The organism is Pseudoclavibacter sp. Marseille-Q434 (assembly GCF_050315415.1).
Classification (GTDB): domain Bacteria; phylum Actinomycetota; class Actinomycetes; order Actinomycetales; family Microbacteriaceae; genus Pseudoclavibacter.
Map to the genome: position 1 here is coordinate 42,714 of NZ_JBNPQH010000004.1, position 15,648 is coordinate 58,361.

14 protein-coding genes are annotated in these 15,648 nt (G+C 69.7%); 11 read left to right on the forward strand and 3 right to left on the reverse strand.

All coding sequences use genetic code 11. The annotated features are described in order from the left end of the window. The first annotated feature begins 16 nt into the window (after positions 1 to 16). From efeO to ACQFZP_RS14815, 4 genes are all read left to right on the forward strand, one after another. Complete coding sequence (gene efeO / locus ACQFZP_RS14800) at positions 17 to 1,234, forward strand: iron uptake system protein EfeO (RefSeq protein ID WP_104310454.1); 1,218 nt, start codon at positions 17 to 19, stop codon at positions 1,232 to 1,234. A gap of 278 nt (positions 1,235 to 1,512) precedes the next feature. Further along, a complete protein-coding gene (gene efeB, locus ACQFZP_RS14805; protein ID WP_211892090.1) occupies positions 1,513 to 2,814 on the forward strand; it encodes an iron uptake transporter deferrochelatase/peroxidase subunit in 1,302 nt (433 codons plus the stop codon). 64 nt (positions 2,815 to 2,878) lie between these two features. After that, entirely contained in the window at positions 2,879 to 3,628 is a 750-nt protein-coding gene (locus tag ACQFZP_RS14810; RefSeq protein ID WP_104310456.1) for a response regulator transcription factor, read from the forward strand. Further along, positions 3,625 to 5,226, forward strand: coding sequence for a sensor histidine kinase (locus tag ACQFZP_RS14815; RefSeq protein ID WP_211891835.1), 1,602 nt, complete (start codon positions 3,625 to 3,627; stop codon positions 5,224 to 5,226). Before ACQFZP_RS14810 ends, ACQFZP_RS14815 begins: the two co-directional genes overlap by 4 nt. Before the next feature lie 14 nt (positions 5,227 to 5,240). On the opposite strand, the gene ACQFZP_RS14820 is transcribed toward ACQFZP_RS14815, so the two are convergent. The 3 genes from ACQFZP_RS14820 to ACQFZP_RS14830 form a co-directional block, all read right to left on the reverse strand. Then, the gene (locus ACQFZP_RS14820; RefSeq protein WP_211891836.1) at positions 5,241 to 6,743 is read right to left on the reverse strand and encodes an MFS transporter; all 1,503 of its coding nucleotides are present in this window, start codon (positions 6,741 to 6,743) and stop codon (positions 5,241 to 5,243) included. A 211-nt stretch (positions 6,744 to 6,954) separates the two neighbouring features. After that, positions 6,955 to 8,343 carry a M20/M25/M40 family metallo-hydrolase gene (locus tag ACQFZP_RS14825; protein WP_211891837.1) on the reverse strand — a complete coding sequence of 463 codons (1,389 nt, stop codon included), beginning with the start codon at positions 8,341 to 8,343 and terminating at the stop codon, positions 6,955 to 6,957. Between the two features lie 4 nt (positions 8,344 to 8,347). Continuing rightward, the gene (locus ACQFZP_RS14830) at positions 8,348 to 8,893 is read right to left on the reverse strand and encodes a MarR family winged helix-turn-helix transcriptional regulator (protein WP_211891838.1); all 546 of its coding nucleotides are present in this window, start codon (positions 8,891 to 8,893) and stop codon (positions 8,348 to 8,350) included. Between the two features lie 39 nt (positions 8,894 to 8,932). On the opposite strand from ACQFZP_RS14830, the gene ACQFZP_RS14835 reads away from it, so the two are divergent. From ACQFZP_RS14835 to ACQFZP_RS14865, 7 genes are all read left to right on the forward strand, one after another. Beyond that, complete coding sequence (locus ACQFZP_RS14835; protein ID WP_211891839.1) at positions 8,933 to 9,793, forward strand: DMT family transporter; 861 nt, start codon at positions 8,933 to 8,935, stop codon at positions 9,791 to 9,793. A 114-nt stretch (positions 9,794 to 9,907) separates the two neighbouring features. Then, positions 9,908 to 11,272: an ABC transporter substrate-binding protein gene (locus ACQFZP_RS14840; protein ID WP_211891840.1), complete on the forward strand. Its 1,365-nt coding sequence runs from the start codon at positions 9,908 to 9,910 to the stop codon at positions 11,270 to 11,272. Beyond that, a complete protein-coding gene (locus ACQFZP_RS14845) occupies positions 11,269 to 12,258 on the forward strand; it encodes a carbohydrate ABC transporter permease (RefSeq protein ID WP_104251674.1) in 990 nt (329 codons plus the stop codon). The genes ACQFZP_RS14840 and ACQFZP_RS14845 overlap by 4 nt, the downstream gene beginning before the upstream one ends. Continuing rightward, positions 12,251 to 13,198: a carbohydrate ABC transporter permease gene (locus tag ACQFZP_RS14850; RefSeq protein ID WP_244295816.1), complete on the forward strand. Its 948-nt coding sequence runs from the start codon at positions 12,251 to 12,253 to the stop codon at positions 13,196 to 13,198. Before ACQFZP_RS14845 ends, ACQFZP_RS14850 begins: the two co-directional genes overlap by 8 nt. Beyond that, the gene (locus tag ACQFZP_RS14855; RefSeq protein ID WP_211891841.1) at positions 13,195 to 13,539 is read left to right on the forward strand and encodes an L-rhamnose mutarotase; all 345 of its coding nucleotides are present in this window, start codon (positions 13,195 to 13,197) and stop codon (positions 13,537 to 13,539) included. Before ACQFZP_RS14850 ends, ACQFZP_RS14855 begins: the two co-directional genes overlap by 4 nt. Further along, positions 13,524 to 14,462 (forward strand): amidohydrolase family protein, encoded by a 939-nt coding sequence (locus ACQFZP_RS14860; RefSeq protein WP_211891842.1) that lies wholly within the window; start codon positions 13,524 to 13,526, stop codon positions 14,460 to 14,462. Before ACQFZP_RS14855 ends, ACQFZP_RS14860 begins: the two co-directional genes overlap by 16 nt. Continuing rightward, a complete protein-coding gene (locus ACQFZP_RS14865; protein ID WP_307852898.1) occupies positions 14,459 to 15,553 on the forward strand; it encodes an aldo/keto reductase in 1,095 nt (364 codons plus the stop codon). The genes ACQFZP_RS14860 and ACQFZP_RS14865 overlap by 4 nt, the downstream gene beginning before the upstream one ends. Positions 15,554 to 15,648 lie beyond the last annotated feature (95 nt).

Consider the following 15,648-nt stretch of genomic DNA (forward strand, 5'->3'; position numbering starts at 1 on the left):
TCGAAGAAGGACACCCATGCACCTTAAGCCACTTGCCGCCGGACTGCTGTCGGCCGCGGCCCTCGTCTCCCTCACCGGCTGCGTGCCGAACGCGCCGGCTGACTCAGCGTCGTCGCTCGCCGTCTCGAGCACAGATTCGGACTGCACGGTCTCCGGCGCAGCCGCCGCCAGCGGCCCCATCACCTTCGACGTCACCAACGACGGCGAGCGCGTCACCGAGTTCTACCTGCTCGCCGACGACGGCCTCCGTATCGTTGGCGAGGTCGAGAACATCGCCCCTGGCACGAGCCGCCAGCTCTCCGTCGTCGCGCAACCGGGCAGCTACTTCACGGTCTGCAAGCCGGGCATGATCGGCGAGGGCATCGGGCAGACGGCCTTCGAGGTCTCCGGCGAGGCGGTCGAGGTCGCGGCAGACGACCAGGCCGCCTACGACGAGGCCGTCACGAGCTACACCGCCTACCTGCGCAACCAGGTCTCCGAGCTCGTGCCGCTCGTCGAGCAGTTCACCACCGCCTACAAGTCGGGCGACGACGCGAAGGCCCGCGAGCTGTTCGCCGCGGCGCGCGTGCCCTACGAGCGCATCGAGCCGACCGCCGAGGCGTTCGGCGACCTCGACCCGAAGATCGACTACCGCGAGGTCGACGCCGTCGCCGAGGGCCTCGACTGGACCGGCTTCCACCGCATCGAGAAGGACCTCTGGCAGCCGCAGCCGGGCGACAAGAACTCCGACGACACCGACGCGTTCCTCGACTGGGCGCCCTCCACGCCCGAGGAACGCACCGCCTACGCGGACCAGCTCGTCGCCGACATCCAGGAGCTCGCCGACCTCGTGAACGGCGAGGAATTCGAGATCTCCATCGAGGACATCACGAACGGCGCGATCGGCCTGCTCGACGAGGTCGCGACGGGCAAGATCTCCGGCGAGGAGGACTGGTGGTCCGGCACCGACCTCAGCGACTTCAAGGCGAACGTCGAGGGCGCAGAAGTCGCCTTCGGCATCGTCGAGGACGTCGCCCGGTCGAAGGGGGAGGACGGCACAGCGATCGCCGACTCCATCAGCACGGAGTTCACGGCGCTGAACGACCTCCTCGGCAGCTACGGCAGCTACGAGGAGGGCTTCACCAACTACCGCGACCTCACGCCAGACCAGGTCAAGGAGCTCTCCACGCAGGTGGATGCGCTCGCCGAGCCGCTCTCGCAGCTCACGACCACGGTGCTCGGCCTGCAGGCGTAGCCTCTCCGAGACGCACGCCGCCAGTCAGGGTGACGTGGCGTCGCTGAGTGCCCTTCATCACGGCGATGCGACCCCTCGTCACCCTGACTGACGGGACTCCGGTCCGTGCTCGGATTTCCGCTGGAATCTCCCGGGACGGCACCACGTGAACCATCAGCAGAAGGAGCGCCGTGAGCGCAGGTGAAACCGGGCGCGAACCCGACGGCGCGGATGCGCGAGCGAGGAACGTGAGGTCCGGATCGACGGCGGCACGTCGGCCAGCGGCGAGCTCCGACCCGGTGGCGGACCCTGCCGTGGCGGCACCCGCACATGGTGGCCTCTCGCGACGCGGGCTGCTCGGGCTGCTCGGTGCGGGCGCCGCGGGCATCGCCGCCGGCGGTGCCGGTGGCTTCGGTATCGCGGCCGCGACCGGGGCCGGTGCCAGCACCCACGCGGGCAGCGGCACCCAGTATCCGTTCTCCGGCGACCACCAGGCCGGCATCGTCACGCCAGCCCAGGACCGGCTCCACTTCGCGGCCTTCGACGTGCGCGAGGGCACAACCCGTGAGGAGCTCATCGAGCTGCTGCAGGACTGGAGCTACGCGTCGTCGCGGCTCGTGCAGGGCCTCGACGTCTCAGCGTCGGGCGCCGTCGGCGGCTCCCCGCTCGCCCCGCCGGACGACACGGGCGAGGCCATGGGACTGCCTCCGTCGGCGCTCACCATCACGTTCGGCTTCGGGCCGACGCTCTTCGTCGACGGCGACGGCGTCGACCGCTTCGGGCTCGCGAGCAGGCAGCCCGCGAAGCTCACGCAGCTCCCGCGGTTCTCGGGCGACGCCCTCCAGAGCGAGCTGTCCGGCGGTGACCTGTGCATCCAGGCCTGCGCTGACGATCCCCAGGTCGCGGTGCACGCCATCCGCAACCTCACGCGCATCGGCTTCGGCCGCGTCATCCTGCGCTGGTCGCAGCTGGGCTTCGGGCGCACCTCGTCGACGTCGACGAGCCAGGCCACGCCGCGCAACCTCTTCGGCTTCAAGGACGGCACGGCGAACGTCAAGGCAGAAGAGACGAGCGCCACCGCCGAGCACGTCTGGGTCGCCCCGGGAGACGGCCCCGACTGGCTGGCCGGGGGCTCCTACCTGGTGGCGAGGCGCATCCGCATGATGATCGAGTCGTGGGACCGGGTGCGCCTCGAGGAGCAGGAGCAGATCATCGGCCGCGACAAGCGAGCCGGCGCCCCGCTCAGCGGCGGCGAGGAGTTCACCGAGCCCGACTTCGTGGTCGAGAGCGACACGACCTTCGGGCAGCCCGCCATCGACGCGAACTCGCACGTCGCCCTCGCCCACCCCGCGAAGAACGCCGGAGCCCGGCTCCTGCGCCGCGGCTACAACTTCGTCGACGGCAACGACGAGCTCGGCCGGCTCAACGCAGGGCTCTTCTTCCTGTCCTACCAGCGCGATCCGGAGCAGTTCATCCGCGTGCAGCAGTCGCTCAGCACCGACCTCCTGAACGAGTACCTCAAGCACACCGGCAGCGGCATCTGGGCGATCCCGCCCGGCGCGCGCGACGGCGGCTACGTGGGGGAGACGCTCTTCTCCTGACCGCGCATACTCCACGCCCAGGCGGCTCATAGATGCTCCATAGATGAAAGAGGAGACTGGAGCCATGCCTGCAACCGATCAGTCGAGCTCGCGGCTCGGCCCGAAGCTCACGGCGGCCGACGGATCCGCCATCCGAGTGCTCGTAGTCGACGACGAGCCCTCGCTCACCGACCTGCTCCGGATGGCGCTGCGCTACGAGGGCTGGGAAGTCCGCACCGCCGCGGATGGCGCCTCCGCGATCAAGGTCGCCCGAGAGTTCAAACCCCACGCCGCAGTCCTCGACATCATGCTCCCCGACACCGACGGGCTCAGCCTGCTGCACCGCATCCGCGCCGACGACGAAACGCTGCCCGTGCTCTTCCTCACCGCGAAGGATGCACTCGCCGACCGTCTCGCCGGACTCACTGCGGGCGGGGACGACTACGTCACCAAGCCCTTCAGCCTCGAGGAGGTCATCGCGCGCGTCCGCGGTCTCGTGCGCCGGTCCATGCTCACGCAGGGCACCGCGAACGACCCAGTACTCCGCGTCGGCGACCTCAGCCTCGACGAGGAGAGCTACGAGGTTCGCCGAGGCGACGACCTCATCGAGCTCACGGCCACCGAGTTCGAGCTGCTCCGCTTCCTCATGCGCAACCCCCGCCGCGTGCTCTCGAAGGCACAGATCCTCGACCACGTCTGGAGCTACGACTTCGGCGGGCGAGAGACCGTCGTCGAGCTGTACATCTCCTACCTGCGCAAGAAGGTCGACGCCGGCCGGGAGCCTATGATCAGCACGGTGCGCGGTGTGGGGTACATGCTCAAGGCCACGGAATGACCTCGCGAGGGGGCGCGTCCGAGGCCCCCGCAGCTTCCACAGGGGTCCCCGTCGCGCCCTCGCCCCTCGCCGGGCAGGGAGGATATGCCGAAGCGGCCGCCCCGCAGGGCCGCGCACCGATGACGCTTCGCCGGAGGCTCGTCCTCGGCCTCGTCGCGACGCTCGTCACCGTCACCGCCGTCATCGGCGCCGTGAGCGTCTCGCTGCTGCACAACGTGCTCGTCGACCGGCTCGACCAGCAGCTGCTCTCTGCCAGCGACCGTGGACGCGAGGGCGCATCCGGTCCCGGCGACACGGGCGGGCCGCTGTCGCTCACGCCGAACGCGACCTTCGTGCTGAAGCTGCCCGGCCAGGCCGAGGGCACGGTCGGGGCGGTCATCGACGGCGGCGAGGTCATCTCCGCCGGCGCCCTCGACAGCCTCGGCGAGGTCGTCATCATCTCGCCGAGCACGGCGGAGTCGCTCGCGAGCGTGCCCCTGGACGGGCGGGCGCACACGGTCACCGTCGACGGCATCGGCGAGGTCAGGGCGCAGGCGAGCGAAGGGCCCGCCGGGTACGGGGTCGTCATCGCCCTCCCGCTCGGCGACGTCAACGCGACGACCACCACGCTGAGTCTCATGATCGGCCTCATCGGGCTGCTCGGCATCGCGCTCGCCGCCCTCTTCACGTCTCGCTGGATCCGCGCATCCATGGCCCCGCTCGAACGGGTCGAGCACCTCGCGACCAGCATCTCGAAACTGCCGCTCACCTCGGGCGACGCCGCGCTCGACGTGCGCGTCGACCCCCGTGACGCCGACCCTCGAACCGAGGTCGGGCGCATGGGGCAGGCGTTCAACACGATGCTCGGGCACATCTCCCGCGCCTTCACGGCGAGGGAGGCGAGCGAAGCGAAGATGCGGCAGTTCGTCGCGGATGCGAGTCACGAGCTGCGCACGCCCCTAGCGTCGATCCGCGGCTACTCCGAACTGACACGTCGCAGCCGCGCCGACCTGCCGGAGGACACGGCGCGCGCGCTCGAGCGCATCGACTCGGAGTCCGTCCGCATGACCGCGCTCGTCGAGGAGCTCCTCCTGCTCGCTCGACTCGACGAGGGCGTGGAGGCCACTCGCGGCAGGGTCGACCTGTCCCTCATCGCCCTGGAGACGGTCGGCGACGCGGATGCCGCCTGGCCCGATCACCGGTGGAACCTCGATATCCCCGGCGAGCCCATCGAGGTGGTGGGGGTCGAGGGTCAGCTGCGCCGCGTCGTCTCGAACCTGCTGGCCAACGCCGACGCGCACACGCCGGCCGGCACCAACGTCACGCTGACGCTCGGCGTCGATGGCCGGTTCGCGATGCTCAGCGTCCTCGACGACGGCCCGGGCATCGACCCCGCCGTGCTCGGCCACCTCTTCGAGCGTTTCGTGCGCGGCGACACGTCGCGCGCCCGCGGCGAGACCGAGGCCGGTGACATTCCGGTGACCAGGGGAACAGGTCTCGGCCTCTCCATCGTGAAGAGCGTCGTGGATGCGCACGGCGGCACGATCGCCGTCGACAGCCGACCCGGCGCCACGCGCTTCACGGTGCGCCTGCCGCTCGCTGCCCCAGCCCAGGGCTGAGGGATGCGCGGGCGCTACACGGCGACGGGCGGCTGGCCGGCCCGCTCGGGCGCATCCTGGAAAGCCGTCCTCGGCACGAAGCAGAGCGCAGCTGCGGCGGCCACGGCCGTCAGCCCACACACGGTCCACACCGTGAAGTAACCCGTGAGGGAGCCTGCCGTGCCGTCGCCCGCGGCGGGGGCATTCGCCAGCGTGCCGAGCAGGGCGATGCCGAACACGCACGACGCCATGGCCCCGCCCAGCGTCTTCACCGAGTTGGTCAGCCCGGTCGCGACGCCCGTCTGGGTTGCGGGGGCTGCGGCCGCCGCGGCAGAAGGAAGCGCCGCGACGAGCGCGCCGGACCCGATGCCCGCGATGACCATGTTGGTGACCGCCTGCACATACCCGTCGTGGAAGGGCAGGAACAGCAGGTACCCGGTTGCGACGAGACCGCTCGCGCCGATCAGCGCGACGCGCGGTGCGAGCAGTTTCGTGACCTGTGCGTAGAGCAGCGCGCCGGCGACCATGGAGAGCACGTACGAGCCGATGAGGATCGACGTCTGGCCAGCGGATGCGCCCAGCCCGTACCCGTAGACGCTCGGGTCGGTGCGTGCGAACGTCGAGAGGGGCGCTTGCGCGCCGAGCACACTGACTCCGAAGAGGCCGGCCGTCAGGAACACGGGCCAGAGCACCGGCGACTGGAAGAGGCGCACGTCGATGAGGGGATCCGGTCGGCCGAGCTCGACGCGCGCGAAGACGGCGAGCAGGGCGAGGCCGAGCAGCACGATGCTCCACGAGAACAGGTCCGCCGGACCGTTGACGCGCAGCAGGCTGAGCCCGCCGGTGAAGGAGATCAGCGCGAAGCTCAGGAGCAGGAGGCCCGGGTAGTCGAGCCTGCCGCCGACCGGGTTCGGGGCTTCCTTCACGCCGAACAGGATCACGAAGAAGCAGAGAGCAACCGCGACGGCCGGGATCAGCAGGAGCACCGGCACGGGAAGGGTTTCGGCGAGCGCGCCAGCGCTGAGCGCGCCGGCGACGGCCCCGAGTTGCAGCGCCGCGACGAGCACACCGGCCGAGGCGCGGGTGAGGCGCGCGGAGTTCGGGCGCTCGCGCGTGCGCGACCAGATGAGCGCGATCTCGATCGGCAGCCAGATGACGTAGAAGCCCTGCAGCGCCCAGGCGACGAGGAACATCCAGAACTCCTGCGCGAACACGAGACCGAACGACGCCAGCGCAGTGACGGCCGTCGAGACGAGCAGCACCTTGCGCTGCCCGAGCATGTCGCCCAGCTTCGCGAGTACCGGCACGACCAGTGCCGACAGCATGAGCTGCGCCCCCTCCAGCCAGTTGACGTCGGCGTCGTGGATGCCCAGGTGCCGCGCGATGTCGGTGAGCAGCGGGGTGTAGTAGCCCTGCAGGATCCCGCTCGTGAACTCGACGAACGCGAGGAAGCCGACGATGCCGGCGATCGAGGCGAAGCCGGCGGGGCGGAGACGGTGCACGTTGGTGCCTTCCTCGAGGGGAGCTGGGCGGAGCATCGGGCGCCCGAGCTCCGGCCTCTGCGCTGGCAGGGGTGGAGCCCGGGGGTGGTGCGTCGTGCCGGACGGCTGCGGTGTCGTCCGTCGTTCTGGGTGGAATCACTGTACTGCCGCCGTCGCTCGCCACCTACCGACCGGTCTGTGCAATCTGGCCCCACTTCGGGGAACTGCGGGGGCGGAGGCGCTCAGGCGCGGCCGACGAGCACGGGAATCAGAGCGAGCGCAGCAGGGACTCGTGGAAGAGCTTGCCCGCGCGGAGGCTGGCGATCGAGACGCGCTCGTCGACACCGTGGATCGACGCGCGCTGCCTGGCATCCATGGCGAGCGGCGCGAAGCGGTAGGTTGCGGGCGCGAAGCGCTGGAAGTGCTTCGCGTCGGTGGCGGCGAGCGTGATGTAGGGCGCGGCGACGGCCTCCGGGTAGGCGCGGCGTGCGGCATCGCGCAGCAGAGCGAACTGCGCATTGTCGGTCGGGGCGAGCGCCGTCGGCTCGTTCGGATCAGTGCAGTGGATGCGCACCTGCCGGTCGCGGACCGCCCGCCGCACGTGCCGAAGCGTGGAGGCGACACTCTCGCCCGGCGCGATGCGGCAGTTGAGGGTCGCGCTCGCGCTCGCGGGGAGCACGTTGTCGGCGGTGCCACCGCTGAGGCGCGTCGTCGCGAGGGTCGTCCGCACGAGTGCGGCCGCATCACCGCCGAGGCGGGACAGCGTCTGCGCGGCGAGCAACGGGGCCCGCGTGAACGATTCGAGGATGACCCTGCCGCGGCCCTGGGCATGCGGGATGAACGTCGCGAACATCTCGCGGGCCGCCGGAGTCAGCCGAGCGGGGAACGGACTGCGTTCCACCCTCGTCACGGCCCTCGCGATGCGCGCCGTGGGCGTCAGTCCGGAAGGCGCCGATGCGTGCCCCGCGTCGCCGCTCGCCTCGAGGACGATGTTCACCGACCCCTTCTCGCCGACCCCGATCATGGCCGCTGGCACATCGATGAACGGCAGGGGAGCATCCACGACGGCACCGCCTTCGTCGAGCACCAGCCACGGCGTGAGGCCGCGCTCGCGGAACAGCGCCGCGGCGGCCGTCGCCGCTTCGGAACCCGTCTCCTCATCGCCACCGAACCACAGGTACACGTCGCGCGCCGGCGCGAACCCCTCGCCGAGCAGCGCTTCGACGGCTTCCAGGATCACGCACAGCGGCCCCTTGTCGTCGAGCGTGCCGCGGCCCCACACGGAGCCGTCGGCGACGGTGCCCTCGAAGGGCGGATGCGTCCATCCCTCCGATTCGAACGCCGGGACGACGTCGAAGTGCGCCATGAGCACCACGGGTTCACTCGAGCTGCCGGGCCCGGTTCGACCGCCGGTCTCGGCCATCGGCCAGCGGTACAGCACGCCCCGGTCGGTGACGGGTTCCCGTTCAAGTCGCTGGTGGGCCAGCGGGTACAGCTCCTCGATCAGGGAGAGGAAGTCACGGAGCGGGGCAGCGTCCCGCTCCGTCATGTCCGCCGAGACGGTCTTCACCCGCACCATGCGTGACAGGCGCTCGGCGATGCCGGTCGCCTCGTCCGGGAGCTCGGAGCCGCGGCCCGACGCCTGGGGAGCAGTCATGACGTCAGTCTAGGGAGGCGCCCCTGCCGGTGCCCTCGACGGTGTCCTCGACGGTGCCCTCGACGTCGGCGAGCCAGGGGCCGAGGATGCGGGCGAGCGCGGCCCGGTCGTCGGCGCTCACGCCGGAGAGGAGCCGCTCCTCGTTCTCGAGGTGTCGCGTGTAGGCCTTGTCGATGAGGTCGAGCCCGCGCGGCGTGAGCTGCACGACCCGGCCTCGCCCATCCGCTTCGCTGACCCGTCTGGAGACGAGGCCAGCGCCCTCGAGCCGGTCGACCCTCTTGGTCATGGCCCCGGTCGTGACCATGGTCGACGCGGCGAGCTCGCTTGGCGTGCGCTCGAACGGTGCGCCGGCCCGGCGCAGGGTGGCGAGCACGTCGAAGTCGCCCTCGCCGAGGCCGAACTCGCGGTAGACGCGGGTGAGCTCGTCGGTGAGGTGCAGGCCGATGCGGTGGATGCGCCCGATCACGCCCATCGGGGATGCGTCGAGGTCCGGACGCTCGCGCGCCCACTCGGCGAGGATCTGGCTGACGCGGTCGTCGGGGGCGATCATGGTGCCATCATAGCTTCCGTGGAAGCTAGGATGGCTTCCATGGAAACTACATGGCGTTGGATGCTCATCACGGCGATCGCACCGATCGCCTGGGGCAGCAACTACTACGTCATGGGGTCATTCCTCCCGGCGGATGCGCCGCTCTGGGGTGCCGTGCTTCGCGCGCTGCCGGCCGGGCTTGTCCTCCTCCTCTTCGCCCGGAAGCTGCCGAAGGGCGCGTGGTGGTGGCGCGCCCTCGTGCTCGGCACCATCAACATGAGCGCCTTCTTCGCCCTCGTCTACGTCGCGTCGCAGCTGCTCCCGTCGAGCATCGCGTCGATGATCATGGCCGCGTCGCCCATCGTTATGATGGTCTTCGCCGTCTCCATGCTCGGCGAACGGCTGCGCGTCCTGCCCGTCGTGGGAGCGGCCGCCGGCCTCGCCGGGGTCGTGCTCATGCTCGCGACGGGAACGGGTGCCGTCGACTGGATGGGAGTCGCCGCATCCGTCGCAGCCATGGCGCTGGCGTCCTTCGGCTTCGTCCTGGTGAAGCGGTGGGGGAGCGGCGTCGAGCTGCTGCCGCTCACGGCCTGGCAGCTCGTGGGCGGCGGGGTCGTGCTGCTCCCCGTCGCGCTGCTCGTCGAGGGGCCGATGCCGAACTACGACGGGCCCGCGATCGCCGCGCTCGCCTACGTCGGCCTCATCTCGACGGCGCTCGCCTACCTCGCCTGGTTCGGGGGACTCAAGAACCTCACGGCGGGGACGACCGGCCTGATCGGGCTCCTCAATCCCGTCACGGGTGTCCTGCTCGGAACGCTTGTCGCCGGCGAGGTGCTCAGCTGGCAGCAGGGCGCGGGCATGGCACTGGTGCTGCTCGGCATCCTGCTGGGGCAGTCTGCTCGCCGTCCTCGATCGGAGTAACGTTCTGGCAGCGCTATCACGAGCCTTGATCTAACGTCAGACGTATGATGTAATCGCATCACCCCGAGATGCGGGCAGCAGTCGTCAACGACGTCGACCAGAGAAGGACGCACAATGTTGCAAGATTCGTCCCAGAAGCGCCGAAGCAGGCGCATCGCCACCATCGCGGCAGCTGCTGCATCAGCCCTGCTGCTCGCCGGATGCGCCGGAGGAGCCAGCGGAGAGGTCAACAGCGAGTACGGGTTCCCAACGGCAGAGCAGGAAGCCGACAGCCCCATCATGGTGTGGGTCGACGCGGCCCGCGAACCGGCGATCGCCGCCTTCCAGGAAGCCAACCCCGACGTGCCCATAGAATATGAGGTCTACGACGGCAACGCCGGTGGCAGCGGCACCTTCCAGACGCGCATCGCGCTCATGGACCAGGCGGGCGAAGGATGGCCGGACGTCGTCTTCTCGACGCAGCAGAACGACGCCTCGTGGGCGTCCCAGCCGGCACCGGGTGGCGGGCAGGGCTTCGCAGCTCCCCTCAACAAGGGCTTCTTCGACCAGGAGTTCCTCGACGGCTTCTCCACCGGTGCCCTCGACCCGTCCACGATCGACGACACCGTGTACGGCCTCCGCAATGACCTCGCGCAGGTCGTCACCTACTACAACCAGTCGCTGCTCGACCAGTTCGGCTACGAAGTGCCGACGACGTGGGAGGAATACGGGCAGCTCGGCGACAAGCTCGCAGCCGAGCACCCGGGCTACATCCTCGGCAGCGTCGGCGACGCCTTCATGCCATACGTCTACTACCAGGGCTCGCAGTCGCCGGTCTTCCAGACCGAGGGCGACACCTTCGTCGCCGACATGGAGTCGGAGAACTCGGTGGAGATCACCAAGATCCTCGACAAGATGATCGCGAACGGCACGATCGTGCAGGACAGCGTGTTCAGCGCCGAGTTCACGTCGAAGTACGCCGACAAGGTCGTCGTCATGCCCGGGCCGGTCTGGTACACGGGCGCCGTCTTCCAGAGCGGACTCCAGGTGCCGGAAGGGCAGCTGGGCGTCGCGGCCCCGCTCGCCTGGGAGGGCGAGGAGATCGCCACAGGCAACGTCGGCGGCGGCATCTGGTACGCCTCCAGCCACACCAAGAACCTCGAAGCAGTCAAGACGTTCCTCGAGTTCGCGGTCAGCGCCCCCGAATTCCAGGTCGAGCTCTCGAGCGGCTACCCGGCGTACTCGTCGGCCGCTGAGGGGTGGCTCGGCAAGCTCGCCGACACCGGCTACTTCATCGACGGCTTCGAGCAGCAGATGATCGACGCGGGCGGCAGCATCTGGAGCGGCTGGGCATCGGCGCGCTTCAGCCCCGAGACCGGATGGGCGACGACCGTGATGCCGGCCATCGCCGAGGGCAAGACCATCGAGTCGGTGCTCCCCGCCTGGCAGACCGAAGTGCTCAACGAGGCACAGGTGAACGGGTACACGGTCGCCGAATGACCTCCACCCCGCTCGAATCTGAGACGCGGTCTGCACCCGCGGTCGGCGCCGCTCCCCAGAGCGACGCCGACCCGGCAGGACCGAGGAAGCCACGCAAGGCGGGGCGACAGCGCGCCGCCAACCCGCTCGCGAACGAGACCCGCTTCGGGTACATCTTCGTCAGCGGCTACGTGCTGCTGCTCCTCGCCTTCGGCATCGTCCCGACGCTCTACGCGGTCTTCCTCTCGATCACCGAGAACGGCGTCTTCGTCGGCATCGACAACTTCGTCCGCGTCTTCGGCGACTACCGCTTCCTGCCTGCCGTCGGCCACGTCACGCTGTACATCGTCTTCTGGCTGATCAGCCTCATCGTGCTGGTCGTGTTCCTGGCCATCATCGTGCATTCGATCCGCGCGAAGTGGCTGAGCGTCAGCATCCGCTTCCTCTACTACATCCCGGGCGCCATCGCGGGGGCATCGAGCGTCATGCTCTGGCTGTTCCTGCTCGACCCCACCGTCAGCCCCGTCGCCGGCCTCCTGCGTGCGATGGGCTACGACTCGCTCATCCGCACCGTCTCCATCGACAACCTGCCGATCGTCTTCACCGTCATCGCGTTCTGGACCGGCGCCGGCAGCTGGATCGTCATCATGTACGGCGCGCTCAACAACATCAGCAACGAGGTCATCGAAGCGGCGAAGGTCGACGGCGCCAACCCCCTGCAGGTGGCTCTCCACATCCAGCTGCCCATGATGACCAAGTGGATCTCCTACATGGGCATCATGTCGCTCGCCGCGGGGACGCAGCTCTTCGTCGAGCCGCGCGTGCTCTCGCAGGCCAGCCGCGGCGTCGTGCCGGAGGACTACTCGCTCAACCAGCTCGCCTACCTCTACGCGTTCAAGCAGGGCGACTTCTCGGGCTCCGCAGCCATCTCCATCACGCTCCTCGTCGTCGCCCTCGCGCTCTCGACGATCTTCATCCTCAAGGGAAAGCTGTTCGAACGTGACTGACACCGTGATCTCAAGGAACGTCGAGCACCAGGACACCGCGCATCCGCCGACGAAGGCGCTCGCCCGGAAGCTGACACCGGGCGAGTGGATCATGCGCATCGTGCTCGGCGCAGTCATCGCCTCGTTCGTCGTGTTCTTCCTGCTCCCGATCGTGTGGCTCCTCCTCGCCGGCACGAAGGATGCCCGCTCGCTGCTGCTCGAGAACCCCATGTCGTTCGGCTCGTTGGAGCAGCTGGCCGCCAACTGGGAGCAGCTGTTCAGCTTCCAGAACGGCATCTTCCTCACCTGGATCGGGAACTCGGCGCTCTACTCGTTCGGCGCCCTCGTCATCACGCTCATCGTGAGCGTCCCCGCCGGCTACGCCCTCGCGCTCGGCAACTTCAAGGGCCGCAAGGCGCTGCTGCTCGTGACGCTCATCGTCATGCTCATCCCGAACACCGCCCTCGTGCTGCCGATCTTCCTCGAGCTGAGCGCAGTCAAGCTCATCGGATCTCCACTTGCCGTGATCCTGCCGTTCTCGTTCTTCCCGTTCGGCGTGTACCTGACCTACATCTACTTCTCCACGGCGGTGTCCCGAGACCTGCTCGACGCCGCGCGCATCGACGGCGCCAGCGAGCTCCGAGTCTTCGCGCAGGTCGCGATGCCACTCGCCGCACCCGTCATCGCGCTGGTCGGGTTCTTCAGCTTCACCGGCAACTGGAACAACTACTTCCTGCCCTTCCTCATGGTGGGCGGCAAGAACGTGCCGGTACAGGTCGGCCTCGCGAATCTGCTCTCCAACGTGCCGCAGTTCAACCCGACGACCGCGACGAGCATCGTCATCGAGCTGCCGACGCTCGCCCTCGCGACACTGCTGTCGGTCGCGCCGATCGTCATCATCTTCCTGTTCTCGCAGCGCTTCCTCGTCGACGGCATGACCGCGGGCGGCACGAAGGGATGAGCACGGGAAGGAGCGCGGTCACGCGGCACGGATTCGTCGTCGACGTGCGGCCGGAGAAACGCGAGGAGTACCTGGAGCTGCACCGGGCCGTCTGGCCACGCGTCGAAGCGGCGATGCGCGAGCAGGGCATCCGCAACTACTCCATCTTCATCATCGACACCACGCTCTTCGGCACCTACGAGTACGTCGGCGACGACTACGAGGCAGACATGGCGCGCGTCCAGCTCGACGAGGAGAGCCAGCGCTGGTGGCGGCTCACGAACCCCTGCCAGACACCGTTCGGTGAGGCGCGCGACGGTGAGCTGTGGCGGGAGATGGAGCTGGCATGGCACATGGACTGACCCGCGCAGAAGCGCCAGAGAGCGCTCGGCTGAACCGCGACACGGCCAGTGACGCACGCATCCCGATCGACACGCATGTGCACCTCTGGGACCGGTCTGTGGTGCCGCAGACCTGGATCGACCCGGACTCCATGCCGGCCATCGACCGCGAGTTCTCCGGCACGGACCTGACCGCGCAGCTGCGCGAGGTCGGCGTGACCCGCGCCGTGGTCGTGCAGTCCGACCGCACGCTCCTCGAGAACGACTTCCTCCTCGACGAGGCGCTGGAGGCGCACGAGGTGGTCGGCGTCGTCGGCTGGGTGGACCTGCGCGGTGGCGCGGACGGCGTGCGCCTGCAGCTGGATGACCTCGCCAGGCACCCGGGCGCGTCGAAGCTCGTCGGCATCAGACATCCGGTGCACATCGACGAGGACGAGCGGTGGCTCTCCCGCGACGACGTCGCCGCGGGCCTGGCCGAGCTCGGCACGCGGGGTCTGAGCTTCGATCTCGTGATCAGGCCATGGCAGCTCGAGCAGGCCGCACGCCTCGCGCGGCGCGTGCCAGGAACGACCTTCGTGCTCGACCACCTCGGCAAGCCCCCGCTGTCGACGGGCGAGCTCGAGACCTGGCACTCCGGACTGCGGCAGCTCGCGGCGCTGCCGAACGTGGTCGCGAAGATCTCCGGTCTCACGATCGAGGACGACTGGGGCGACTGGTCGCAGTCGGCCGTGGCGCGTGCCATCGACCCGGCGCTCGAGCTGTTCGGACCGGTGCGTCTCATGTTCGGGTCCGACTGGCCACTCGTCCGGCTCACGCGCGGCGGCTACCGCGACTGGATCGATGCATACCGATCCGCGACCGCGTCGCTGAGCCCCGCCGAGCAGCGGCAGATCGACGTCGGTACCGCCCACCGGGTGTACGGGATGCGCGGGGTGGGCGCGTGAACGCGGCCAGCGGCTCTCGGACGGCCGGCGACTCCGACGGCTTCAGCCCCGAACCTGCGGGGGATGCATCCGCCGGCACCCGCAGAGCTCCGCACAGCCCAGGTCTGCCGCGGCGACGCATCGGCGACTCCGCCGTGCACGTCAGCCGCATCGGGTTCGGTGCCGCCTCGCTCGGCAACCTCTACCGCGAGACGAGCGACGAGGAGGCCGCGGGTGCCGTGACCGCCGCCTGGGATGCCGGCATCCGGTACTTCGACACGGCCCCGCACTACGGACTCGGGCTCTCCGAGCGACGCCTCGGGGCGGCGCTCGCGGCCTACCCGCGCGACGAACTCGTCATCTCCACGAAGGTCGGCCGACTGCTCGTGCCCAATCCGGAACCCTCGGGCCTCGACGACGACTTCGTCGTGCCCGACACCCTCATGAGGCACTGGGACTTCAGCCGCGACGGCGTGCTCCGCAGCCTCGAAGGCAGCCTCGAGCGGCTCGGCACCGACCGAATCGACATCGCGTTCGTGCACGACCCCGACGCCTTCAGCGAAGGGGCCGCCCGCGAAGCGCTCGTGACTCTGCGAGAGCTGCGCGACGAGGGAGTCGTCGGCGCGATCGGCGTCGGCACCAACGAGACCAGCCAGCTCGGCACCCTCTTCGACGAGCGCCTCATCGACGTCGCCATGCTCGCGGGCCGCTACACGCTGCTCGAGCAGCCCGGCCTCGAGAGCGTGCTCGAACCCGCCCGCAGGGCAGGAGCGTCCGTCATCGCCGTAGGCGTCTACAACTCGGGCCTCCTCTCGACGCCGCGGCCAGGCCCGGACGCCGTCTACAACTACCTGCCAGCCCCGCCCGCCGCGCTCGAACGGGTGCACCGCATCGCCGACATCTGCGAGCGACACGGCGTGACACTGCCGGACGCGGCCCTCGCGTTCCCGCTGCAGCATCCAGCCGTCGCCGGCATCGCCCTCGGGATGCGCACTGCCGGCCAGGTGCGCGACAACCTGCGGCGCGCATCCGTCGCCGTCCCAGATGCGCTGTGGCCGGACCTCGAACGCCACGGCCTCATCGACCCGCGGAGCATCCGCCTCACCGCGTAGCCACGCGCACCCGATTCCACAGCCCGCACCCGCAACCCCACCCGGCGCCGCCGACCGCTCAGCGCCCGCCGCACACCGCCGCACCCCCGACCCGA